This window comes from Caulobacter endophyticus (assembly GCF_029543245.1).
Classification (GTDB): Bacteria; Pseudomonadota; Alphaproteobacteria; order Caulobacterales; family Caulobacteraceae; genus Caulobacter; species Caulobacter endophyticus_A.
The window spans coordinates 51,600-74,986 of sequence record NZ_JARQWV010000005.1 but is presented as its reverse complement, the minus strand read 5'-3'; the positions used below and the strand labels follow the sequence as shown (position 1 = coordinate 74,986).

Here is a 23,387-nt window from a genome sequence, read left to right as displayed (position 1 = left end):
AAAGCCCTCCCCCTCGATGGGGAGGGTTGGGTGGGGGTGGCTAGGGCGGCGGCGGCCGAACCGCCGCGTCACCCCCATCCCCGACCCTTCCCCCATCAAGGGGGAAGGGAGAGAGGCTTAAGCCCGCCGCCTCACGGCTTGCTTCACCGCCCCGCCGCTGCTGACCTCGAAGCGCGACACCAGCTCCGCCAACTCGCCGGCTTCCAGCTTCAGGCTGGCCGAGGCGACGGTGGCTTCCTCGACCATGGCCGAGTTGCGCTGGGTGACCTCGTCCATACGGTTGACGGCGGTGTTGACCTCCGACAGGCCGGTGGCCTGTTCGCGCGAGGACTGGGCGATCTCCAGGATCAGGCCGTCGATCCTGCCGACCTTGTCGACGATGGTGGCCAAGGCCTCGCCGGTCTCGCCGACCAGGCGCACGCCGCGGCCCACCTGCGAGGTGCTCCTGGCGATCAGGGCCTTGATCTCCTTGGCGGCTTCCGCCGAGCGCTGGGCCAGGGCCCGAACCTCGGAGGCCACGACCGCAAAACCCTTGCCCGCGTCGCCCGCGCGAGCGGCCTCGACCCCGGCGTTGAGCGCCAGGAGGTTGGTCTGGAAGGCGATCTCGTCGATCACGCCGATGATGCTGGTGATCTTGCCCGAGCTTTCCTCGATCTCGCCCATGGCCGCGACGGCCTCGCCGACGATCTCGCCCGAGCGGGTGGCGTCGATGCGGGCGGCCGAGGCCACCTGCGAGACCTCGCGCGCGCCCTCGGCGCTGCGGTTGACGGTGGCGGTGATCTGGTCGAGGGCGGCGGCGGCCTCCTCGAGGTTCGAGGCCTGGATCTCGGTGCGGCGCGACAGGTCGTCGGCGGCGATCGAGATCTCCTGCGCCCCGGCCCCGACGCTCTGGGTGGCCGAGGCCACCACGCCCATGGCCCCGTCCAGCGCCGACATGGCGCTGTTGAAGTCGTCGCGCACCTTGGCGAACTGCGGGTCGACCGGCTTTTCGATGCGGTAGGTCAGGTCGTTGCGGGCCAGATGGTCCAGGCCCGCGGCGATCTCGTTGACGGCGTCGACGCGGCCGGTGACCACGGTGGCGAACTTCACGACCTTGGCGATGCGGCGCTTGTGGTCGAAGATCGGGTTGTACGAGGCCTGGATCCATACCGCGCGGCCGCCCTTGCCCAGGCGCTTGAACTCGGCGGCGACGAATTCGCCCGCGTTCAGCCGGGCCCAGAAGGCGGCGTAGCCGGGCGCATTGGCCTCGGCCGGCTCGACGAACATCCGGTGATGCCGCCCCTGGATCTCGCCCAGCGAGTAGCCCAGCGCGTCGAGGAAGTTCTGGTTGGCGGTCAGGATCTCGCCGGCCGGGGTGAACTCGATCACCGCCTGGGCCCGGCCGATGGCCTCCATCTTGCCGTGCTGCTCGGCGGCGCGGCGCTTCTGGTCGGTGATGTCGGTGGCGATCTTGACGATCCGGGTCACCGCGCCGCGCGCGTTGCGGATCGGATTGTACGAGGCCTGGATCCAGACCTCGCGGCCGCCCTTGCCCACCCGCAGGTATTCGCGGGCGTCGAACTCGCCGCGGCCGAGCTTGGCCCAGAACGCCGCATAGTCGCTGCTGGCGGCGTAGTCGGGCTCGACGAACAGGCTGTGGTGCTTGCCGACGATCTCGGCCAGGTCGTAGCCCATGGCCGAACAGAAGTTCTCGTTCGCCGTCAGGATCCGGCCCTTGGGGTCGAACTCGATGGTCGCCAGCGACCGGTCGAGGGCCGCGAGGGTCTCGACGGCCTGCACTTGCGAGCGGTTGAACATGGAAGCCCTTCCAATGCCTATCCGGGATTTTTCCCTGGGCGCATCCGGCAAGAAGAAGCTTCGAGACGGTCAATAAATGATTGATACTTTCAAGCCACGGCGTCGCACCGAGTATATCCTGCCCCGGTTCTCCGGTTTTGCACAAAATGCATCGTATTTAAGTCGTTGTTTTTCAAAGCGACGCAGCGTTGCAGGCCAGCGCCGCAGCAATACTTCGTCACGAAGCGCGGCAAATGCGCCCGACCGGCCGAAAAGCGCAACCGCAGTGCACAAGCAGGCAAGCTCTCGCGATAAAAGTGAACGGTAACATCGTTCGCGCAAGCGCCGCTCGGGCCCCAACGCCTTGCCAGGCCCGGCCTGTGGACGATTTCCGAAAAGATCAGGCTTTTCGATCACCCGGCCCAGGAAGGCGGCGCCGTTGTCCGTTCGGACAACGGATCGAAAATATGGGGGGCGGTTATCGTCCAAGTGCGGTTGCGCCTGCGAAATCACGCTCCTATAACGCCGCCACATTCAAGAACCGTCGCGGAAGACCGGTCCCTCATGAACATTCACGAGCATCAAGCTAAAGCCGTCCTCGCGGAGTTCGGCGCCCCCGTCCCGCGTGGCTTCGCGGCGTTCACCGTCGATGAAGCCGTCGCCGCCGCCGAGAAGCTGGGCGGTCCGGTCTTCGTCGTGAAGAGCCAGATCCACGCCGGCGGCCGCGGCAAGGGCAAGTTCGAGGGCCTCGGCCCCGACGCCAAGGGCGGCGTCCGCGTCGTCAAGTCGGTCGAAGACGTCAAGACCAACGCCGCCGAAATGCTCGGCCGCGTGCTGGTGACGCACCAGACCGGCCCCAAGGGCAAGCAGGTGAACCGCCTCTACATCGAGGAAGGCGCCGCGATCGCCAAGGAATTCTACCTGTCGCTGCTGGTTGACCGCGCCTCGAGCAAGGTCTCGGTCGTCGCTTCGACCGAAGGCGGCATGGACATCGAGGACGTCGCCGCCTCGACCCCGGAAAAGATCCACACCTTCACCATCGATCCGGCGACCGGCGTGTGGCCGACCCACCAGCGCGCGCTGGCCAAGGCCCTGGGCCTGACCGGCGGCCTGGCCAAGGAAGCCGCCGTCCTGCTGAACCAGCTGTTCACGGCCTTCATGGCCAAGGACATGGCGATGCTGGAAATCAACCCGCTGATCGTCACCGCCGACGACCACCTGCGCGTCCTGGACGCCAAGCTGTCGTTCGACGGCAACTCGCTGTTCCGTCACCCGGACATCCGCGAGCTGCGCGACGAGACCGAAGAAGACCCCAAGGAAATCGAAGCCAGCAAGTACGACCTGGCCTACATCGCCCTCGACGGCGAAATCGGCTGCATGGTCAACGGCGCGGGCCTGGCCATGGCCACCATGGACATCATCAAGCTGTACGGCGCCGAGCCGGCCAACTTCCTCGATGTCGGCGGCGGCGCTTCCAAGGAGAAGGTCACCGCGGCCTTCAAGATCATCACCGCCGATCCGGCCGTGAAGGGCATCCTGGTCAACATCTTCGGCGGCATCATGCGCTGCGACATCATCGCGGAAGGCGTCATCGCCGCCGTGAAGGAAGTCGGCCTGTCGGTTCCGCTCGTCGTTCGCCTGGAAGGCACCAACGTCGAACTGGGTAAGAAAATCATCTCGGAAAGCGGCCTGAACGTCATCGCCGCCAACGATCTGTCTGACGGCGCCGAAAAGATCGTCGCGGCCGTGAAGGGTGCTCGCTAATCATGTCGATCCTTATCGGTTCTGAAACCAAGGTCATCACCCAGGGCTTCACCGGCGCCCAGGGCACGTTCCACTCGGAACAAGCCATCGCCTACGGCACCAAGATGGTCGGCGGCGTCACCCCGGGTAAGGGCGGCCAGACGCACATCGGCCTGCCGGTGTTCGACACCGTCGGCGAAGCCAAGGAAGCCACCGGCGCCGACGCCTCGGTGATCTATGTCCCGCCGCCCTTCGCGGCCGACTCGATCCTGGAAGCCATCGACGCCGAAATCCCGCTGATCGTCTGCATCACCGAGGGCATCCCGGTGCTGGACATGGTCAAGGTGAAGAAGGCCCTGCAAGGTTCGCGTTCGCGCCTGATCGGCCCGAACTGCCCGGGCGTCCTGACCCCGAACCAGTGCAAGATCGGCATCATGCCGGGTTCGATCTTCTCGGAAGGCTCGGTCGGCGTCGTGTCGCGTTCGGGCACCCTGACCTACGAAGCCGTGTTCCAGACCACCAACGCCGGTCTCGGTCAGACGACCGCCGTCGGCATCGGCGGCGACCCGGTCAAGGGCACCGAGTTCATCGACGTGCTGGAACTGTTCCTGGCCGACGAAGCCACCAAGTCGATCGTCATGATCGGTGAAATCGGCGGCTCGGCCGAAGAAGAAGCGGCTCAGTTCCTGAAGGACGAAGCCAAGCGCGGCCGCAAGAAGCCCATGGTCGGCTTCATCGCCGGTCGCACGGCTCCTCCGGGCCGTCACATGGGTCACGCCGGCGCCATCATCTCGGGCGGCAAGGGCGGCGCCGAGGACAAGATCGCTGCGATGGAAGAAGCGGGCATCCGCGTCTCGCCGTCGCCGGCGAAGCTGGGCGAGACCCTGCTCGAAGTCCTCAAGGGCTAATAGACTAGACTACCGAAACCCCGCCTCGCGCGGGGCCCAGGTTTTTTGCGACCGCCAGTCGACGATCCGAAAAAATCACCTGGGCCCGCCGCAAGGCGCGGGCGACGGGAGATTGAGAGACTATATTTACGGGACCGGTGTCTAACCGGTCCCGTAAACGGATCCGAAGCGCAGCGGCCGAAAATGGATAGCGGCCAACCGGTCGTCGCGCTTCATGTTTGAAACGAGCTCGTGATCCCGCCGGATGGCCTCGGCGGGCGAGCATCGAGGCGAAGACGATGGCGGACGACGCAGGCATCATCAATCAGGTCTTGACCGAGACCTCCTTCCTCTACGGCGCGAACGCCGCCTTTGTTGAGGATCTCTACGCCCAGTGGGCGGAGAACCCCGGGTCGGTCGAGCCCTCTTGGAACGCCTTCTTCGCCTCGCTCGCCGAGCAGGCCGACCAGGTCAAGCGCGCCGCCAAGGACCCGGCCTGGACGCCCAAGAGCGTCCCCACCGCCCGCCCCGACTGGCTCTCCGCGCTTGACGGCCAATGGGCCAGCGTCGCGCCGGCCGTCGAAGCCAAGATTTCCAAGGCCGTCGAGGCCAAGGCTCCCGGCGCTTCCGCCGAAGCCGTCCGCGCCGCCACGCTGGACAGCCTGCGCGCCATCATGATGATCCGGGCCTACCGGATGCGCGGCCACCTGGCCGCCAACCTCGACCCGCTGGGCCTGGATCCCGCCAAGGACGCCAGCGAACTCGACCCGGCCACCTACGGCTTCGCCGAGGCCGACTACGACCGTCCGATCTTCCTCGACTTCGTGCTGGGTCTGGAGACCGCCACGATCCGCGAGATCCTGTCGATCCTGCGCCGCACCTACTGCGGCAATGTCGGCGTCCAGTACATGCACATCTCCGACCCGGCCGAGAAGGCCTGGCTGCAGGAGCGCATCGAGGGCCGCGACAAGGAAATCACCTTCTCCAAGGAAGGCAAGGTCGCCATCCTCAAGAAGCTGATCGAGGCCGAAGGCTTCGAACGCTTCCTGCACAAGCGTTTCCCCGGCACCAAGCGCTTCGGCCTCGACGGCGGCGAAGCCATGGTCCCGGCCATGGAACAGATCATCAAGCGCGGCGGTTCGCTGGGCGTGAAGGACATCGTCCTGGGCATGCCGCACCGCGGCCGCCTGAACGTGCTGGCCGCCGTGATGGGCAAGCCCTACCACGTGATCTTCCACGAATTCCAAGGCGGCTCCAGCGTCCCCTCGGACGTCGAGGGCTCGGGCGACGTGAAGTACCACATGGGCGCCTCGTCGGACCGTGAGTTCGACGACAACAAGGTCCACCTGTCGCTGACCGCCAACCCGTCGCACCTGGAAATCGTCAACCCGGTCGTGATCGGCAAGGCCCGCGCCAAGCAGGCCTTCACCCTGCGCGAACAGCCGGACGCCGGCCGCGGCCACGTGCTGCCGCTGCTGCTGCACGGCGATGCGGCCTTCGCCGGCCAGGGCGTCGTGGCCGAGTGCTTCACCCTGTCGGGCCTGAAGGGCTACCGTACGGGCGGCACCATCCACTTCATCGTCAACAACCAGATCGGCTTCACCACCAGCCCGCGCTACTCGCGCTCGTCGCCGTATCCGAGCGACATGGCCCTGATGGTCGAGGCCCCGATCTTCCACGTGAACGGCGACGATCCCGAAGCCGTGGTGTTCGCGGCCAAGGTCGCCACCGAATATCGCCAGATGTTCGGCAAGGACGTGGTCATCGACATGGTCTGCTACCGTCGCTTCGGTCACAACGAAGGCGACGATCCGACCATGACGTCGCCGCTGATGTACGCGAAGATCAAGGGTCACCCCTCGACCCGCGAACTGTACGCCACCCGCCTGGTCGCCGAAGGCCTGGTCACCCAGGCTGAGTCCGACGCCTGGGTCGGCGAGTTCGAGACCTTCCTCGACAAGGAATTCGAGGCCGGCAAGAGCTACAAGGCCAACAAGGCCGACTGGCTCGACGGCAAGTGGAAGGGCCTGGCCCAGCCGGGCGACGAAGAGCGCCGCGGCAAGACCGACGTGCCGCTCGCCAAGCTGCAGGAACTGGGCGCCAAGATCACGGCGATCCCGGAGCGCATCGAGGCCCACAAGACCGTCAAGCGCGCCATCGAGAACCGCCGCGACGCCATCAGCAAGGGCGAAGGCCTCGACTGGGGCACGGCCGAGCACCTGGCGTTCGCCACCCTGCTCGACGAGGGCTTCCCGGTCCGCCTGTCGGGCCAGGACTCGGTCCGCGGCACCTTCACCCAACGCCACTCCGACGTCATCGACCAGAAGACCGAAGAGCACTACACGCCGCTGAACAACATCCGCGCCGGCCAGGCCAACTACGAAGTCATCGACTCGGCCCTGTCGGAAGAGGCGGTGCTGGGCTTCGAGTACGGCTTCTCGCTGGCCGACCCAAACACCCTGACCCTGTGGGAAGGCCAGTTCGGCGACTTCGTGAACGGCGCCCAGGTGGTGATCGACCAGTTCATCAGCTCGGGCGAACGCAAGTGGCTGCGCATGAGCGGCCTCGTGATGCTGCTGCCGCACGGCTACGAAGGCCAGGGCCCCGAGCACAGCTCGGCCCGCCTCGAGCGCTTCCTGCAGTCGTGCGCGGAAGACAACATGCAGGTCGTCAACTGCACCACGCCGGCCAACTACTTCCACGCCCTGCGTCGCCAGATGCACCGTGAGTACCGCAAGCCGCTGATCGTGATGTCGCCCAAGAGCCTGCTGCGCCACAAGCGCGCCGTCTCGAACCTGAGCGACCTGGCCGAAGGCACCGCCTTCCACCGCGTGATGGTGGACGGCGCCGAGGCCGGCTGCGACGTCGGCGGCATCACGCTGAAGAGCGACGATCAGATCAAGCGCGTCATCATGTGCTCGGGCAAGGTCTACTTCGACCTGGTGGACCAGCGCGCCAAGACCGGCCGCGACGACGTCTACATCCTGCGCCTGGAGCAGTTCTATCCGTGGCCGATGAAGTCGGTCATGGGCGTCCTGAACCGCTTCAAGAACGCCGAGCTGGTGTGGGTGCAGGAAGAGCCGAAGAACATGGGCGGCTGGACCTTCGTCGATCCGTGGATCGAGCTGACCCTCGACAAGATGGACATCAAGGCCAAGCGGGCCCGCTACGTCGGCCGTCCGGCCAGCGCCTCGACCGCCGCCGGCCTGATGAGCCGCCACCTCAAGGAGCTCGAAGCCTTCCTCACCGAAGCCTTCGCCTAAGAGCACCAACCTTCAAGCCGCCGCGTCCTTAGACTTGTTCGATAGGCGCGGCGGCCTAAGTTCGTTTAGACCCCCGACCGCCAGATCAAAGAGACATCGGAACCTGACATGGCCGACATCATGACCCCCGCCCTGGGCGAATCCGTCACCGAAGCGACGGTCGCCCGCTGGACCAAGAAGGCCGGGGAGGCCGTGAAGAAGGACGAGCTGCTCGTCGAGCTGGAAACCGACAAGGTCAGCCTCGAAGTGGTCTCGCCGGCCGACGGCGTCCTGGCCGCGATCAGCGCCGAAGCAGGCGCCACCGTGGTTCCGGGCACGGTCCTGGGCGTGGTGACCGAAGGCGCGACCGCCTCGGCCGCTCCGGCCGCCGCCGCTCCGGCCCCGGCCGCTGCTCCGGCTCCCGCCCCGGCTCCGGCCCCCGCCGCCGCCGCCGCGCCTGCTGCTCCGGTCGCCGCTCCGGTCAGCCCGGCCCCGGCCCGCGTCGCCGCCGAGAACAACCTCGACCTGTCGAAGGTCGTCGGCACCGGCAAGGACGGTCGCGTGACCAAGGGCGACGCTCTCGCCGCCCTGGAAGCCCGCGCCAGCGCCCCGGCTCCGGCCGCCGCTCCGGCCGCGCCGCGCGCCCTGCACGAGCGCGAAGAGCGCGTGAAGATGACGCGCCTGCGTCAGACGATCGCTCGCCGCCTGAAGGAAGCCCAGAACACGGCCGCCATGCTGACGACCTTCAACGAGGTCGACATGAGCGCGGTCATGGCCCTGCGCGCCCAGTACAAGGACGTGTTCGAAAAGCGTCACGGCGTGAAGCTGGGCTTCATGTCGTTCTTCACCAAGGCCGTCGTGGCCGCGCTGAAGGCGATCCCGGACGTCAACGCCGAGATCGACGGCCAGGACGTCATCTACAAGAACCACTACGACATCGGCGTCGCCGTCGGCACCGACAAGGGCCTGGTGGTTCCGGTCGTCCGTGACGCCGACGTGCTGAACCTGGCCGAGATCGAAAAGACCATCGGCGACCTCGGCAAGAAGGCCCGCACCGGCGGCCTGGCCATCGAGGACATGCAGGGCGGCACCTTCACGATCACCAACGGCGGCATCTACGGCTCGCTGATGTCGACCCCGATCCTGAACGCGCCGCAGTCGGGCATCCTGGGCATGCACGCGATCAAGGAACGCGCCATGGTCGTCAACGGCAAGATCGAGATCCGCCCGATGATGTACCTGGCCCTGTCGTACGACCACCGCGTCGTCGACGGCGCCGGCGCCGTGACCTTCCTCGTGAAGGTCAAGGAAGCCCTGGAAGACCCGCAGCGCCTGCTGCTGGACCTGTAAGGGTCTGGTCATCCCAGAACGACGAAGGGGCCGCGAAAGCGGCCCCTTTTTCTTTGGTCCTCCCCCTGAAGGGGGAGGTGGCCCGGAGGGCCGGAGGGGGAAGCGGCTGCTGAAGCGCCGCTATCAACTCCCCCTCAGTCGGCTTCGCCGACAGCTCCCCCTTCAGGGAGAGCGTCTATCAATCAGCATCCCACCGGAACGCCGCATCGATCCAGTCGCCGATGCGGCCGTCCGGACGAGCCAGGCCGTAGACCGCCGCCATCTCCTCATCCGTCAGGGCGAAGTCGAAGATCGCGAAGTTCTCGGCCAGGCGAGCCGGGTTCTTGGTGCGCGGGATGGTGACCACGCCCTGCTGCACCTGCCAGCGCAGGGTCACCTGGCCCGGCGTCTTGCCGTACTTCTCGCCGATAGCCTTCAGCACCGGATCATCGCCGACCTTGCCCTGGGCCAGGGGCGACCAGGCGGTGATCGAGGCGCCCAGCTTGTCGGCCGTGGCCCGCAGGGTCTTCTGCGACAGATAGGGGTGGTACTCGACCTGGTTGGTGGCCAGCGGGGCCTCCGACAGGCCGGCGGCCTCCTGCATCAGCGCCGAGGGGAAGTTCGACAGGCCGATGGCCCGGGTGCGGCCGTCGGCCTTCACCGCGTTGAGGGCGGCGATGGTCTCGGCCAGCGCCGGCTTGGGCTTGGGCCAGTGCAGCAGCAGGAGGTCGACCTGGTCGACCCGCAGCTTCTTCAGGCTCTCGTCGACCGAGCGCTGCAAGTCGCCGTCGGCGAACTTGTCGATCCACACCTTGGTGGTGACGAAGATCTCGCCGCGCGCCACGCCGGTAGCCGCCAGGGCCGCGCCGACGTCCTGCTCGTTGCCGTAGATCTGGGCGGTGTCGACATGGCGATAGCCGACCTCCAGCGCCTTTTCCGTCATGGTCTGGGCCACGCCGTTTTCCAGCTGGTAGGTGCCCAGGCCGATGGCGGGGATCTCGACGTCGCCCGAACGGACGCCGGGGGTGGGGTTCGACATGGGAAGCTCCGCAAAATCTGGTCAGGCGGATATAGGCGCCCTCACGCGCCTTCGTCATGGGCCCTGGCGACCTTCTTGGGCACGCAGGCGCGCCAGTGACGCTCGATCAGGCGCTTGACCGTTCCCGCCTCCACCGCCGACAGCCGCGCCAGCACCGTCGGATAGTTGCGATAGTGGTCGGTGACGTAGAACGCCTCGGGCGCGGCCTCGATCAGCATCTCGCGCTCATCGAAGGGCACGCCGGGCAGCACCAGGGTGTCGCCGTCCTCCTTCAGCCGGGTCAGGAACTTGCCGTTCGCCTTGAGGCAGGGATAGCCATAGGACGTCCCATCCGCGACCAGCGGCAGGGCCAAGGCGAAGGCGCGGACCTCGTCATAGGTGATGGGCATGGGCGAAGCTTCGTTTCCGCGACTATAGAGGGACCATGAGCGCGGAAAACACCCTGAAGACGCCGATCCTCGTGCTGGGGGCCACCAGCCTGATCGGGACTTTCCTGATGGACCGGCTGCAAGCCGCCGGCCACGAGCCCATGGGCCTGTCGCGCCGCCCACCTGGCGGAGACGCCTGCTGGATCGACGCCGACCTCAAGGGCGACGATCTCGCCGAACAGCTGCCCGGCGCGGCTACCGTGTTCTCGCTGTCGCCGATCTGGCTGCTGCCGGCCGTGCTGCCGCTCCTGAAGGCGCGCGGCATGAAGCGCCTGGTGGCCTTCTCCTCGACCAGCCGCTTCACCAAGCAGGACTCGCCCGAGGCCTCCGAGCGCGCGGTGGCCAAGGCCCTGGCCGATGCGGAGGACGCCGTCGAAGCCTTCTGTTCGCAGCACGGCGTGGCCTGGACCATCCTGCGCCCGACCCTGATCTACGCCGAGGGTCGCGACGGCAATGTCAGCCGCCTGGCCGGCCTGATTCGCCGATTCAAGGTGCTGCCGCTGTCGGGCGCCGGCGAGGGGCTGCGCCAGCCGGTGCACGCCGACGACCTGGCCGCCGGCGCCATCGCCGCGGCCACGGCGCCGGCCGCCTTCGACCGCGCCTACGCCCTGGTCGGCGGCGAGACCCTGCCCTATCGCGAGATGGCCCGCCGGGTGTTCGAGGGCCTGGGCCGGCGGCCGGCCATCCTGGTTCTGCCGCCCTGGCTGTTTTCCCTGCTGCTGACCCTGGCGCGGCCGTTCTTCCCGGGAGCGACGGCGGCCATGGGCGCGCGGATGAGCCAGGACCTGACGTTCGACGCCGGCGATGCGGTCAGGGATTTCGGGTGGAGCCCGAGGGATTTCCGGCCGCGGTTCTGACCCCCTCTCCCCTTGCGGGAGAGGGTGGCCCGCGAAGCGGGTCGGGTGAGGGGTCGAAAGCCCTCTCCGCCGCGACGGCTGCTCCGCTGGATGCGGCGTTGAGGTTTTGAGAGACCCCTCATCCGTCGGCTACCGCCGACACCTTCTCCCGCAAGGGGAGAAGGCCCCCCAAGCCTAAGCCAATCCCGCCCGGCCATAATACAGCATCCCCGCCGTCGGCCGCTTCAGGCCACGACGGATCCGCGGCCCGAACTTCGTGGCCGACAGCAGGCGCGAGACCATCGCCTCGTCGCCGGCGCGGCGGAACGCCCTGGCCGAGGCTGACCAAAGCGCCGTGGTGGCCGGATGCGGCAGGACGACGCCCGCCGCCAGGCCCAGAGCCAGCAGGCCGTAGCCGGCGATGCGGTTCGAGATCGGGTCGGGACGGGTCATCGGATGTCTCCTTTCATGGGGTGGAGGAGGACCGCCGGGGGCTGGGCGGGTGGCGATCCTCCTCGGGCCGCCGAGCGAGCGTTTACTCGGCGGCGATGGGAGCCGCGTCGAACGCGATCCCCAGTCTCTGCGCGACGCCGGCGGCATAGGCCGGGTCGGCGCGGTGGAAGTGAACCAGCTGGCGACGCACGATCGCCTCGGGAACGCCCTGCATGGCCGCGGCGATGTTGCCAAACAACGCCGCCTGCTGGGCCGGGCTCATCAGCCGGAAGAGGGCGCCCGGCTGGGCGTAGTCGTCATTGCCGGCGCGGTGATCGAACCGGTCGGCGTCGCCGTACAGCGGCAGCGGCGGCTCGGCCACCGACGGCTCCTGCACCGGCCCGCCGAAGCTGCTCGGCTCGTACCAGGCCTCGGTGCGCTTCGGCGCGTCGAAGCGCATGGCCCCGTCGGCGTGGTAGTGGTTCACCGGGCAGCGCGGACGATTGACCGGCAGCGCCTCGTAATGCGTGCCCACCCGGTAGCGGTGTGCGTCGGCATAGGCGAACAGCCGGCCCTGCAGCACCTTGTCGGGAGAGAAGCCGATCCCCGGCACGATGTTCGACGGCGAAAACGAGCTCTGCTCGACCTCGGCGAAATAGTTGTCCGGGTTGCGGTTCAGCTCCAGCACGCCGACCTCGATCAGCGGGAAGTCGGCATGCGGCCACACCTTGGTCAGGTCGAACGGGTCGAAGGCCGTCTCGCGCGCCTGGGCCTGCGTCATCACCTGCACCTTCAGGGTCCAGCGCGGGTAGTCGCCGCCCTCGATGGCCTCGAACAGGTCGCGCTGGGCGCTCTCGCGGTCGCCCGCGATCACGGCGTTGCCCTCTTCGTTGGTCCAGGTGCGGATCCCCTGCTGGGACTTGAAGTGGAACTTCACCCAGACCCGCTCATTGGCGTCGTTGATGAAGCTGTAGGTGTGGCTGCCAAAGCCGTGCATGTGGCGATAGCCCTGCGGCAGGCCGCGGTCCGAGAACAGGATCGTCACCTGGTGCAGGCTTTCGGGCGACAGGCTCCAGAAGTCCCACATCGCCGTCGGCGAGCGCAGGTTCGACACCGGGTGGCGCTTCTGGGTGCGGATGAAGTCGGGGAACTTCAGCGGGTCGCGGATGAAGAACACCGGGGTGTTGTTGCCCACCAGGTCCCAGTTGCCCTCCTCGGTATAGACCTTGAGGGCGAAACCGCGCACGTCGCGCTCGGCGTCGGCCGCGCCGCGCTCGCCGGCCACGGTGGAAAAGCGCAGCAACACTTTGGACTGCGCGCCCGGCTGCAAGGCCTTGGCCTTGGTGTAGCGGCTGATGTCGTGGGTGATGGTCAGCGCGCCGTAGGCGGCCGAGCCCTTGGCATGGACGACGCGCTCGGGAATGCGCTCGCGGTTCTGGTGCGCCAGCTTCTCGATCAGCTGGTAGTCCTGCATCAGCAGCGGGCCGCGCGGGCCGGCCGACAGGCTGTTCTGGTTGTCCGCGACGGGCGCGCCGGCCGTGGTGGTCAGGATGGTCTTGGTCATGTCGCCCTCGTCGAACTTCGTAGCGCCACTGTCGGGGGCGGCGTTCGATAAATCCAATTGATCGTTTTTCGCGGCAAGATCGGAAAATCTTATCGAACCATAGCCCGGACGATCCTGCGCTTCTTGAAGCGAACCACTGGCTCGACCCGGCGGGCCCGGCGGTCTAAGCCTCCGGCATGACCGCCATCCTGCCCGACGCCGCCGCCGCCAACTGGGTCGACCGCTACGCCCCGCAATCCTTGCGCCCCTGGCTCAAGCTGGGCCGCTTCGACCGTCCGGCCGGCATCTGGCTCCTGATGCTGCCCGGCTGGCAGGGCATCGCCCTGGCCGCGGCCGAGAAGGGCCAGCTGCCCAATCCCTGGCTGCTGATCGCCTTCTTCGTCGGGGCGGCGCTGATGCGGGCGGCCGGCTGCGCCTTCAACGACATCGTCGACCGCGACTTCGACGCCCAGGTGGCCCGCACCGCCCTGCGCCCGATCCCGGCCGGCCTGATCACCGTCAAGCAGGCCTGGCTGTTCCTGGTGGGATGCAGCCTGACGAGTTTCCTCATCCTGATCTGCCTGGGCTGGGTGGCCATCGGCCTGGGCGTGGCCTCGCTGCTGCTGGTGGCCGGCTATCCGTTCATGAAGCGGATTACCTGGTGGCCGCAGGCGTGGCTGGGCCTGACCTTCAACTGGGGCGCCCTGCTGGGCTACGCCGCCGCCACCCACACCCTGTCGTGGTCGGCCGCCCTGCTCTACGCCTCGGGCATCTTCTGGACCCTGGGCTACGACACGATCTACGCCATCCAGGACATCGAGGACGACGCCCTGGCCGGGGTGAAGTCGTCGACCCGCCGCCTTGGCTCCAAGGTCCGCGAGGGCGTGGCCATCTTCTACGTCCTGGCCTTCGTGCTGGCCCTGGCCGCCGCCTGGGTCGGCGGGCTGGGCCCGCTGTTCCTGCCGCTTCTGGGGCTCTTTGGCCTGCACCTGTCGCGCCAGGCGCTGGCCACTAATGTCGACGACGGCCCCGGCGCGCTGAAGATCTTCAAGTCCAACGCCCAGGCCGGCGCGATCCTGGTCCTGGCCCTGGTGGCCGGGCTGTGGACGCCGGCAGGGTTCTAGAGCGAGACCCCTCTCCCCTTGCGGGAGAGGGTGGCCTCCCGCAAGGGAGGTCGGGTGAGGGGTCGAAAGCCCTGTCAGACTTGACGATCGATCAGCCAGGCGCGGCTTTGGGTTTCTGAGAGACCCCTCATCCGTCGGCCTTCGGCCGCCACCTTCTCCCGCAAGGGGAGAAGGGCCCGCATTTCTAGAACGGCCCCGCGCGATAGATCCGCTCCATCGACCGCTCCAGCTCGCCCAGCCGGCGGTCATAGGCCCGGTTCAGGCACGCCCGGTTGGCCTTGCAGTTCGCGCGATCGTTCAGCCAGGCCTGCTGGCCGTCCATCAGCGCCCCGCGCGCGCCCATGCCCATGGTGCGCTTGTTGATGTCGTAGAGCACGCTCATCCGCACGTCCTTGTTGTCCAGACCGCGGTCGGCGCAGATAGCCCGCTCGTCGGCCCGCCGGGCCTTGGCGCAGTCGAAGCTGGCCGCGTGGGCGCCTCCGGCGAGACCAAGCGAAACGAGGGCGGCGGCGACGAGCAAGCGCATGAATATCCTCCGGAAACGGACCTGACCTAACGGCATTCTGTCGGCCAGAACCTGAATGTGCGATGATCCGTTCCATGGCCGTCGCCGCTCGCATCAAGCCGCAAGAGCTGTTCGCGCCCGAGGAATGGGCCCGCCTGTCGGCGCGCTCATCCTGGCGCGGGATCGCCATGGTCGCCCACGCCTGGGGCGTGATCCTGGCTGCCGGCGCCCTCTTCGTGATCTGGCCCAACCCGCTGACCTACATCGCCGCGGTGATGCTGATCGGTGCGCGGCAGCTGGGCCTGGCGATCCTGATGCACGAAGCCGCGCACGGGGGCCTGCACCCCAACCTCAAGGTCAACGACTGGCTGGGCGAGTGGCTGTGCGCGGCGCCCCTGGGCGCTTCGCTGAACGCCTACCGCCCCTATCACCTGACCCACCACAAGTTCGCCCAGCAGGCCGAGGATCCGGACCTCGTGCTGTCGGCGCCCTTCCCAACCACCCGCGCCTCGCTGCGCCGCAAGATCATCCGCGACCTCACGGGCCAGACCTTCTTCAAGCAGCGGCTGGGGCCGATCATCGCCGGCCTGAAGAAGCGTAGCCACGGCCAGGCCCCGGGCGCGATCTTCGCCCGCGCGGCGGCGGGCCAGAAGCGGTTCCTGCTGATCAACCTGGCCATGCTGGTCGTGCTCAGCGCGGCGGGCCTGTGGTGGGCCTGGCCGGCGCTGTGGATCGTGCCGATGGCCACCTGGTTCCCGCTGGTCACCCGCCTGCGCAACATCGCAGAGCACGCGCTTGTGGCCAAGGACGAGCCCGACCCGTTCCGCCACGCCCGCACCACCCGCGCCAACTGGCTCGAGCGGGCCCTCGTGGCGCCCTACCACGTCAATTTCCACGCCGAGCATCACCTGTTCATGCACGTGCCCTGCTGGAACCTGCCCAGGGCGCACCGGCTGCTGCGGGAGAAGGGGCTCACGGACGGCATGCTGACCGCGCCCGGGTATCTGACGGTGCTGAAGGCGGCGTCGGGGAAGGTGAGCACCTAGCTCCTCCCCCGCCTGCGGTGCAGGGGGCGAAACTGGGCTCCGCGGAAGCTGTCGCCCCCTCCGTCACGCTGCGTATCCGCAGCGCGCCACCTCCCCCGTTTCGCGGGGGAGGAGTTGCCGCCTATAACCCGCCGCATGATCGTCCAGACCCTGGAAGGCCGCCGGGCCTTCATCGCCGACAACACCCGCCTGCTGCCCACGCCGCACGCGCCGGAACTGGTGCTGCACCTGGCCGACGAGATCACGCCGCTGTGGAAGCTGACGGAAGAGGCGTTGGAGGAGATCGGCCTGCCGCCGCCGTTCTGGGCCTTCGCCTGGGCGGGCGGCCAGGCCCTGGCGCGCTACGTGCTCGACCACCCCGAGATCGTGCGCGGCAAGACCGTGATCGACTTCGCCACCGGCTCGGGCATCGTCGCCGTCGCGGCCATGAAGGCGGGGGCCAAGAGCGTGCTGGCCGCCGACATCGACGTCTTCTGCGAAGCGGCCGTGGCCATGAACGCGGCGGCCAACGGCGTCGAGATCGCCTTCACCGACGCCAACCTGCTGGACGCCCCGCCGCCAGCGGCCGACGTGCTGCTGGCCGGCGACATCTGCTACGAGGGGCCGATGGCGACGGCCGTCATGGCCTGGCTGGCCCAGGGCCGCGCGGCCGGGGCCACGGTGCTGGTCGGCGATCCGGGCCGCACCTACTTCCCCAAGGACGGCCTGGAAAAGCTGGCCGAATACCAGGTCCCCACCACCCGCGAGCTCGAAGACCTGGCGATCAAGCGCACCAGCATCTGGACTCTGCCGTGAGCGGCAATTAGAACATAATAAGAACATTCTGAGAGGCACGCCCATGCGCGAAGACGGCAAGATCGACTACATCGAATGGGCGGGCGGCGAGCTGCCGGCGACCAAGGCCTTCTACGCCGCCGCCTTCGGCTGGAGCTTCACCGACTACGGCCCCGGCTACACCGCCTTCGAAGGCCAGGGCGCCGACGGCGGCTTCGTGGGCGACATCACCGAGGAGCCGGCCAAGCCGCTGGTCATCCTCTACGCCAACGACCTGGAAGCCATGGAGGCCAAGGTCACGGCCGCTGGCGGCGTGATCGTGAAGCCGATCTTCGAGTTCCCGGGCGGCCGCCGCTTCCACTTCATCGACCCGGCCGGCAACGAACTGGCCGTCTGGAGCGCTACCGGCTTCGAATAAAAGATCCTCCCCCTCTGGGGGAGGTGGCCCGGAGGGCCGGAGGGGGGACGTTTTCAGCCGCCGCAGACTTGGCCGCGCTCAGTCGCTTGAGGCCACCTCCCAGCTCCTTCCCCGTAAAACGGGGGAGGTGGCGCGCTGCGGATACGCAGCGTGACGGAGGGGGCGAGTGACGAAGCGCTGAGCCCGGTCACGCCCCCTCCACCGCGGAGCCTGTCCTCGGGCGCGCTTCGCGCGACCCGGGGGCGGTCCCCCTCCCCCGTTTCACGGGGGAGGAACCAGAACCCGCCGCTCCACGCCAAAACCCGGCAGCAGCCTGTCGGCAGGACGTTCCCAGCCGCCCCCAACATGCCTATCTAGCCGCCCATGAGCGATTTCGACGACGAAGACGAGACCACCGGCAAGCGCCGGGCGCTGTCCAACGGCCAGGTGCTGGGCTTCCTGGCGCGGTTCTGGCTGCGCCGCAAAGCGATCTTCGCCGCCGGCGTGATCCTGACCCTGGTGGCGGTGGCCTTCGACCTGGCCCTGCCCTGGGCCTCGGGCAAGCTGATCGACGTGGTCGCCGCCGGCCAGAAGGGCCAGGCCTGGGGCGCCTGGGCGGCCTTCGTCGGCGTCTACCTGGCCTTCTCGCTGATCCGCAACGTCGCCCACCGGTTCTGGATCCCGCTGGCCGCCCGCAACATGGAGGAGATGACCAACGAGGGCTTCGCCCGCGTCCAGGCCTTCTCGTCCGACTGGCACGCCGACAGCTTCGCCGGAGCCACGGTGCGCAAGCTGACCCGCGCCATGTGGGGCTATGACAGCGTCACCGACGCCTTCACCATCTGGCTGGCGCCCAGCCTGATCGTGCTGGTCGGCCTGTCGGTGATGATGCTGGTGCGCCAGCCCCTGGCCGGCGCCATCTCGCTGGTCGTGGTCGTGCTGTACCTGGCCGTGAACCTGTGGATCACCGAGCGCTATGTCCGCCCGTCGAACCTGAAGTCCAACGCCCTCGATTCCGCCATCGGCGGGGCCCTGGCCGACGCCGTCACCTCCAACCCCACGGTCAAGGCCTTCGGCGCCGAGACCCGCGAGACCGAGCGCCTGGCCCAGGTCACCGCCGCCTGGCGCGACGCGGTGATGGTCACCTGGAACCGCTTCACCGACGTATGGCTGGGCCAGAACCTGCTGCTGGTCGTTCTACAGGCCGGCCTGTCGGGCGCGATGATCTGGAGCTGGCTGCAAGGCAAGGCCGGCCCCGGCGACGTCGCCTTCGCCATCACCGCCTTCCTGCTGATGAGCGGCTATCTGCGCAACATGGGCGAGAACATCCGCATGTTGCAGAAGGGCCTGGACGACAGCGAGGACGCCGCCGCCTGGGCCACCCTGCCGCCGCAGATCGCCGACGTTGCCGGCGCGCCCGACTTCGTGCCCGGCCCCGGCGAGATCGCCTTCCAGGGCGTGACCTTCGCCTACCGCAACGCCGGCGCGCCGCTGTACGACCGCTTCTCGCTCGACATCGCGCCGGGCGAGAAGGTGGCCCTGGTCGGCCCCACGGGCTCGGGCAAGTCGACCTTCGTCAAGCTGATCCAGCGCCTGCACGACCTGCAAGGCGGGCGAATCCTGATCGACGGCCAGGACGTGGCCCGGGTGACGCAAGGCAGCTTGCGCCGCGCCATCGCCGTGGTGCCGCAGGACCCGGCCCTGTTCCACCGCAGCTTGCTCGACAACATCGCCTATGGTCGCCCCGACGCCACCTTCGACCAGGTGGTGGAGGCCGCGAAAAAGGCCCGCGCCCACGACTTCATCCTCAAGCTGCCGCACGGCTACGACACCCTGGTCGGCGAGCGCGGCATCAAGCTGTCGGGCGGCGAGCGCCAGCGCGTGGCCATCGCCCGCGCCTTCCTGACCGACGCTCCGATCCTGGTTCTGGACGAGGCCACCTCGTCGCTCGACGTCGAGACCGAGGCCCTGGTGCAGGAGGCCGCCGAGGCCCTGATGCAGGGCCGCACGACGATCGTCATCGCCCACCGCCTGTCGACCGTGCGCGGCGCCGACCGCATCCTGGTCTTCCAGAACGGCCGCGTCGTCGAGGAAGGCCGCCACGCCGACCTCAAGGCCGCCGGCGGCGTCTATGCACGGCTGAACGCGGTCAGCGAAGGGGCCTGAACCTTCAGGGCTTTTGCGGCGGCTTGACCTGGGGCGGGCAACCCTGGTCCTGCCATTCGAACCGCATCGCGCCCCGCGGGCCGACGAGGTCGCTGACGGCCGGCGCGGCCGTGCTCAGCCGTCCCTCCCGGATGGCCTCCCGGGCATCGAAGCTGCCGCAGGATTGGGTGAATTGTCCCAGCCGTCGCCAGCCGCCGTCGGCGTCCTGGGCGTAGACCTCGATCGACCAGGCGCTGGACAGCAGCACCTCGGGCCGTCCGTCGCCAGTGACGTCGAGCAGGCGCGCGTCGCATTTCTGACCGTCGCCGCCGAAGCAGGTGTCATAGCGACGACGGGGCTCGACCCGCGTCAGGAAACCGTCCGGCGCCGGCGTTCCGGCCGGATGGAAGACGATGTCGGGCGGCGTGTCGACCGGCCGGTCGCCGCGGGGCAACGGCTCCGACCGCGTCGCGCTGGCCTTGGCCAACTCGGCGATCTTCGGATCGGCGCTGGTCTTCAGCCGGTCCAGCGCCTCGCGGCCGAAGCGCGCAGAGCCGAAGCGCAGGAAATCGAAGTCGAAGGTCTCGGCCTTGACCGCGCCGCGTTCCAGCCGGCTCACCTGGTCTGACACCGAGACGCGGCGCGGGTCGGCCAGCGAGGTGAACAGCGCCAGCAGCACACCGACCGTCGCAAAGGCCATGGCGATGTTGGTAGTCTCCAGCGGCTTCATCCAGGCGCCTGGGCGCACGGCCGCGATCGCGTAGCCCACGGCATAGCCGACGGCGACGACGATGCAGGCCAGACCGTAGACGCGCTCGGGCGTCAGGCCGTACTGGGCGACGCGCAGCCAGACGGCGTAGGCCGCCAGGGCCGTGATCGGCGCCAGCAGCAACCCCGCGATCCGCGCGGCCCAGGCCAGCACCGGCGACGGCCGCTCCGCCCCGTCCTGGTAGGCCGCGTTGGTCAGCACGATCAGGAAGGCCGCCGCCGTCAGCAACAGGGCCGCGGCCTTGCGCGTGGCCCACAGCGGCGCGAGGCCGGTGAACGGCAGGCTGAGCAGGAAGCCGCCGGCGATCAGCACCATCAGCGGCAGCAGCCAGGCCAGCAGGGTCAGCGACACCGTCCGCACCCCGCGCACCAGATTGGCCCGCACGTCAGTGAGCTGCACGGCGGCGGCGAACATCACCGTGGTGGCCGGGAACGAGAAGGCCTCCTCTCGGATCAGCCGCTCGATGGCGTCGATCCCGATCAGCTTGAAGAGCTGCCCAGCCAGGAACAGCAGCAGCCAGAAGGCGCCGGTGAACAGCAGCGACAGGGCCAGCTGCACCCCGTGCTTCCAAGTGACGTCGAAATATGTGGCGAAGCGGGCGATGGGCCGCCGCTCCATGTCGGCGGGTTGCACCAGATGGTGGCCGATGAACAGCAGGGCCGCGACGGCGCAGAACACCGACCCGTCCGGCAGGTTGCGCACCACGTCGCGCCCGCCCATGAAATGCGGCACGGTCCAGATATCGTAGGCGGTCAGGCCGGCGGCGAGCAGCACCGCCGCCGCCGTCCAGCCGATCAGGGTGCGCGGCCGCAAGCTTGACGCCCCGGCCAGCACCACGAAGGGCGCGTACATCGCCGCCAGCGCCAGGGCCGCGAACAGCATCGGCGTGTTCGATGGCCACACCTTGCGCTCCGAGGCCTCATACAGGGCGTAAAGCAAGACGCCCTGGACCAGCCCCGTCGCCAGCCGGATGAGGCCCGCGCGGCGCGCCGCCTTGGGGTTGGCGACGATCTCGGTCGCTGTGTCGGTCATCTGGCGCTCTACTCAACTCTGGAAGGCGTTCGCAACTGAGCACAGCCACCGGGGCGCGACTAGCGCGAAGCTTGCCGCTTCGCCTTGCCCCGACGCACGCCCGCTTCTAGGTTCCGCGCCGTTCCAGGAGTTTCCCGCCCATGGCCTACCGCTCGCTTCGCGAATTCATCGACGTGCTGGAGGCCCAGGGCGAGCTGGTGCGGGTCAAGGAGCCGGTCTCGTCCGTCCTGGAGATGACCGAGATCCAGACCCGGCTGCTGGCCACCGGCGGCCCGGCGGTGCTGTTCGAGCATGTGCTGCTGCCCGACGGGACGCGGTCTTCGATGCCGGCCCTGGCCAACCTGTTCGGCACGGTCAAGCGCGTGGCCATGGGCGTCACGCTCGGCGGCGAGCCGCGCACCACCGCCGGCGAGCTGCGTGAGGTGGGCGAGCTTCTCGCCTTCCTGCGCCAGCCCCAGCCGCCCAAGGGCCTGAAGGACGCCATCGACATGCTGCCGCTGGCCAAGACGGTGCTGTCGATGCGCCCCGGCACGGTCAAGAAGGCGCCGGTGCAGGAGGTCGTGCTGACCGGCGACCAGATCGACCTGGCCAAGCTGCCGGTGCAGACCTGCTGGCCGGGCGAGCCTGCGCCGCTGATCACCTGGGGCCTGGTGGTCACCAAGGGCCCCAGCGACGACCGCGAGGACGACTTCAACCTCGGCATCTACCGCATGCAGGTGCTGGGCAAGGACAAGGCGATCATGCGCTGGCTGGCCCACCGCGGCGGGGCCCAGCACTACGCCCGCCACAAGAAGGCCGGCAAGAAGGAGCCCCTGCCCTGCGCCGTCGTGCTGGGCGCTGATCCCGGCACGATCCTGGCCGCCGTGACGCCGGTGCCCGACACGCTTTCGGAATACCAGTTCGCCGGCCTGATGCGCGGCGCCAAGCTGGACCTCGTTCCCTGCAAGACCGTGCCGCTGATGGTCCCGGCCCAGGCCGAGATCGTGCTGGAGGGCCACGTCCTGCTCGACGAGTACGAGGACGAGGGCCCCTACGGCGACCACACCGGCTACTACAACAGCGTCGAGAAGTTCCCGGTCTTCCAGGTGACGGCGATCACCATGCGCAAGGACCCAATCTATCTGACCACCTTCACCGGCCGGCCGCCGGACGAGCCTAGCGTGCTCGGCGAGGCGCTGAACGAGGTGTTCATCCCGCTGATCCGCCAGCAGTTCCCCGAGATCGTCGACTTCTGGCTGCCGCCCGAGGGCTGCAGCTACCGCATCGCCGTGGTGTCGATGAAGAAGGCCTATCCGGGCCACGCCAAGCGGGTGATGCTGGGCGTGTGGAGCTATCTGCGCCAGTTCATGTACACCAAGTGGGTGATCGTCGTGGACCACGACATCAACGCCCGCGACTGGAAGGACGTGATGTGGGCGATCAGCACCAAGATGGATCCCGCGCGGGACATCACGGTGATCGAGCACACGCCCATCGACTATCTCGACTTCGCCAGCCCGGTCAGCGGCCTGGGCAGCAAGATCGGCCTCGACGCCACCGACAAGTGGGAGCCCGAGACCAATCGCGAGTGGGGCGAGGAGATCCGCATGGACCAGTCGGTGATCGACGCGGTCAGCGAGAAATGGTCGCGCCTGGGCCTGCCCGGCGAGGGCAAGCCGATCTGGAAGGGCAAGTAGTCCGCAGCGTCTGAAATCGGGGGATTTCGTGGACCCGTTCGAGTTCTTCTTCAGCTTCTACGGCCTGCTGCTCGGCTTCTCGGTGGCCGAGCTGGTGGGCGGGTTCGCGCGGCTGCTGCACGAGCGGCGCACGGTGCGGTTCGGCTATCTGACCCCGCTGCTGGCTCTGTTCGTGGCCATCGACATCGCCAGCTTCTGGAACCAGGCCTGGGTGATCTTCCGCCCCGCGCCCTACAACTACGCCCTGCTGATCGTCGGCCTGGTGGTGGCCAGCACCTTCTATGTCGCCGCCACCCAGGTGTTTCCGCGCGAACTGAAGCCGGGCGAGGATCTGGACGACCACTTCTGGGCCCGCAAGCGCCTGGTGCTGCTGAGCGTCATGGGCGCCAACCTGCTGATCCTGTTCCTGTTCATAGGTCTGCTCTTTCTGAACGGCGAGATCGCCAAGCTGCGGCTCTCGCTCGGTTTGTGGCTAGGCACCCCGATGTTCATGATCCTGACCCTGGTCGCGGCCCTGGCCCGCCGGCGCTGGATCGTCACCGCCGCGCTGGGCGTGCTGCTGACCTACCAGACCTGGCAGATCTTCATCTCGGCCAAGTCCCTGATCGCCAAGGGCGGCTGGCTGCTGATGGGAGGCTGACCCCTTGCCATCCCGCCAGCGAGG

General features: G+C 68.3%; 20 protein-coding genes and 1 pseudogene. 12 read left to right on the top strand and 9 right to left on the bottom strand.

The features are described 5' to 3' along the window. Positions 1–117 precede the first annotated feature (117 nt). Both P7A99_RS06260 and P7A99_RS06255 read right to left on the bottom strand, forming a co-directional pair. The gene (locus P7A99_RS06260) at positions 118–1,797 is read right to left on the bottom strand and encodes a methyl-accepting chemotaxis protein (protein WP_277793063.1); all 1,680 of its coding nucleotides are present in this window, start codon (positions 1,795–1,797) and stop codon (positions 118–120) included. A gap of 69 nt (positions 1,798–1,866) precedes the next feature. Further along, positions 1,867–2,265 carry a hypothetical protein gene (locus P7A99_RS06255; protein ID WP_277793062.1) on the bottom strand — a complete coding sequence of 133 codons (399 nt, stop codon included), beginning with the start codon at positions 2,263–2,265 and terminating at the stop codon, positions 1,867–1,869. A 75-nt stretch (positions 2,266–2,340) separates the two neighbouring features. Here P7A99_RS06255 and sucC point away from each other — a divergent pair, with 75 nt between their 5' ends. The 4 genes from sucC to odhB all read left to right on the top strand — a co-directional run bounded on the left by sucC (position 2,341) and on the right by odhB (position 8,998). Beyond that, complete coding sequence (sucC, locus tag P7A99_RS06250; RefSeq protein WP_277793061.1) at positions 2,341–3,540, top strand: ADP-forming succinate--CoA ligase subunit beta; 1,200 nt, start codon at positions 2,341–2,343, stop codon at positions 3,538–3,540. 2 nt (positions 3,541–3,542) lie between these two features. After that, complete coding sequence (gene sucD / locus P7A99_RS06245; RefSeq protein WP_101713616.1) at positions 3,543–4,427, top strand: succinate--CoA ligase subunit alpha; 885 nt, start codon at positions 3,543–3,545, stop codon at positions 4,425–4,427. Between the two features lie 278 nt (positions 4,428–4,705). Continuing rightward, positions 4,706–7,669 carry a 2-oxoglutarate dehydrogenase E1 component gene (locus P7A99_RS06240; RefSeq protein ID WP_277793060.1) on the top strand — a complete coding sequence of 988 codons (2,964 nt, stop codon included), beginning with the start codon at positions 4,706–4,708 and terminating at the stop codon, positions 7,667–7,669. 108 nt (positions 7,670–7,777) lie between these two features. Continuing rightward, positions 7,778–8,998, top strand: a complete 1,221-nt coding sequence (gene odhB, locus P7A99_RS06235; protein WP_277793059.1) for a 2-oxoglutarate dehydrogenase complex dihydrolipoyllysine-residue succinyltransferase — start codon at positions 7,778–7,780, stop codon at positions 8,996–8,998. 178 nt (positions 8,999–9,176) lie between these two features. On the opposite strand, the gene P7A99_RS06230 is transcribed toward odhB, so the two are convergent. Continuing rightward, positions 9,177–10,016 (bottom strand): aldo/keto reductase, encoded by an 840-nt coding sequence (locus tag P7A99_RS06230; RefSeq protein WP_277793058.1) that lies wholly within the window; start codon positions 10,014–10,016, stop codon positions 9,177–9,179. 41 nt (positions 10,017–10,057) lie between these two features. Beyond that, a complete protein-coding gene (locus P7A99_RS06225) occupies positions 10,058–10,405 on the bottom strand; it encodes an MmcQ/YjbR family DNA-binding protein (protein ID WP_277793057.1) in 348 nt (115 codons plus the stop codon). Between the two features lie 35 nt (positions 10,406–10,440). Here P7A99_RS06225 and P7A99_RS06220 point away from each other — a divergent pair, with 35 nt between their 5' ends. Beyond that, positions 10,441–11,301, top strand: a complete 861-nt coding sequence (locus P7A99_RS06220) for an NAD-dependent epimerase/dehydratase family protein (RefSeq protein WP_277793056.1) — start codon at positions 10,441–10,443, stop codon at positions 11,299–11,301. A gap of 174 nt (positions 11,302–11,475) precedes the next feature. Here the strand turns inward: P7A99_RS06220 and P7A99_RS06215 are convergent, their stop codons facing one another. Together P7A99_RS06215 and P7A99_RS06210 are read right to left on the bottom strand one after the other, a co-directional pair. After that, positions 11,476–11,733 (bottom strand): hypothetical protein, encoded by a 258-nt coding sequence (locus tag P7A99_RS06215; protein ID WP_277793055.1) that lies wholly within the window; start codon positions 11,731–11,733, stop codon positions 11,476–11,478. 82 nt (positions 11,734–11,815) lie between these two features. Continuing rightward, positions 11,816–13,276, bottom strand: a complete 1,461-nt coding sequence (locus P7A99_RS06210; protein WP_277793054.1) for a catalase — start codon at positions 13,274–13,276, stop codon at positions 11,816–11,818. 176 nt (positions 13,277–13,452) lie between these two features. On the opposite strand from P7A99_RS06210, the gene ubiA reads away from it, so the two are divergent. Further along, positions 13,453–14,379, top strand: coding sequence for a 4-hydroxybenzoate octaprenyltransferase (gene ubiA, locus P7A99_RS06205; RefSeq protein WP_277793053.1), 927 nt, complete (start codon positions 13,453–13,455; stop codon positions 14,377–14,379). A gap of 184 nt (positions 14,380–14,563) precedes the next feature. Here the strand turns inward: ubiA and P7A99_RS06200 are convergent, their stop codons facing one another. Then, positions 14,564–14,905 (bottom strand): lysozyme inhibitor LprI family protein, encoded by a 342-nt coding sequence (locus P7A99_RS06200; RefSeq protein ID WP_101716965.1) that lies wholly within the window; start codon positions 14,903–14,905, stop codon positions 14,564–14,566. 74 nt (positions 14,906–14,979) lie between these two features. Here P7A99_RS06200 and P7A99_RS06195 point away from each other — a divergent pair, with 74 nt between their 5' ends. From P7A99_RS06195 to P7A99_RS06185, 3 genes are all read left to right on the top strand, one after another. Then, the gene (locus P7A99_RS06195; protein ID WP_277793208.1) at positions 14,980–15,930 is read left to right on the top strand and encodes a fatty acid desaturase family protein; all 951 of its coding nucleotides are present in this window, start codon (positions 14,980–14,982) and stop codon (positions 15,928–15,930) included. Positions 15,931–16,065: 135 nt separating this feature from the next. Next, a complete protein-coding gene (locus tag P7A99_RS06190) occupies positions 16,066–16,725 on the top strand; it encodes a class I SAM-dependent methyltransferase (protein WP_277793052.1) in 660 nt (219 codons plus the stop codon). A 43-nt stretch (positions 16,726–16,768) separates the two neighbouring features. Further along, positions 16,769–17,122, top strand: a complete 354-nt coding sequence (locus tag P7A99_RS06185) for a VOC family protein (RefSeq protein WP_116488320.1) — start codon at positions 16,769–16,771, stop codon at positions 17,120–17,122. Between the two features lie 105 nt (positions 17,123–17,227). Here the strand turns inward: P7A99_RS06185 and P7A99_RS25185 are convergent. Continuing rightward, positions 17,228–17,421 (bottom strand): annotated as a pseudogene (locus tag P7A99_RS25185) (hypothetical protein); the annotation flags it as partial. 64 nt (positions 17,422–17,485) lie between these two features. On the opposite strand from P7A99_RS25185, the gene P7A99_RS06180 reads away from it, so the two are divergent. Further along, positions 17,486–19,267 (top strand): ABC transporter ATP-binding protein, encoded by a 1,782-nt coding sequence (locus P7A99_RS06180; protein WP_277793051.1) that lies wholly within the window; start codon positions 17,486–17,488, stop codon positions 19,265–19,267. Positions 19,268–19,271: 4 nt separating this feature from the next. Here the strand turns inward: P7A99_RS06180 and P7A99_RS06175 are convergent, their stop codons facing one another. Continuing rightward, positions 19,272–21,047, bottom strand: a complete 1,776-nt coding sequence (locus tag P7A99_RS06175; RefSeq protein ID WP_277793050.1) for a DUF4153 domain-containing protein — start codon at positions 21,045–21,047, stop codon at positions 19,272–19,274. A 140-nt stretch (positions 21,048–21,187) separates the two neighbouring features. Between P7A99_RS06175 and P7A99_RS06170 the strand changes: the two genes are divergently transcribed. After that, positions 21,188–22,723: a UbiD family decarboxylase gene (locus P7A99_RS06170; RefSeq protein ID WP_277793049.1), complete on the top strand. Its 1,536-nt coding sequence runs from the start codon at positions 21,188–21,190 to the stop codon at positions 22,721–22,723. 28 nt (positions 22,724–22,751) lie between these two features. Then, positions 22,752–23,363: a hypothetical protein gene (locus P7A99_RS06165; RefSeq protein ID WP_277793048.1), complete on the top strand. Its 612-nt coding sequence runs from the start codon at positions 22,752–22,754 to the stop codon at positions 23,361–23,363. Positions 23,364–23,387 lie beyond the last annotated feature (24 nt).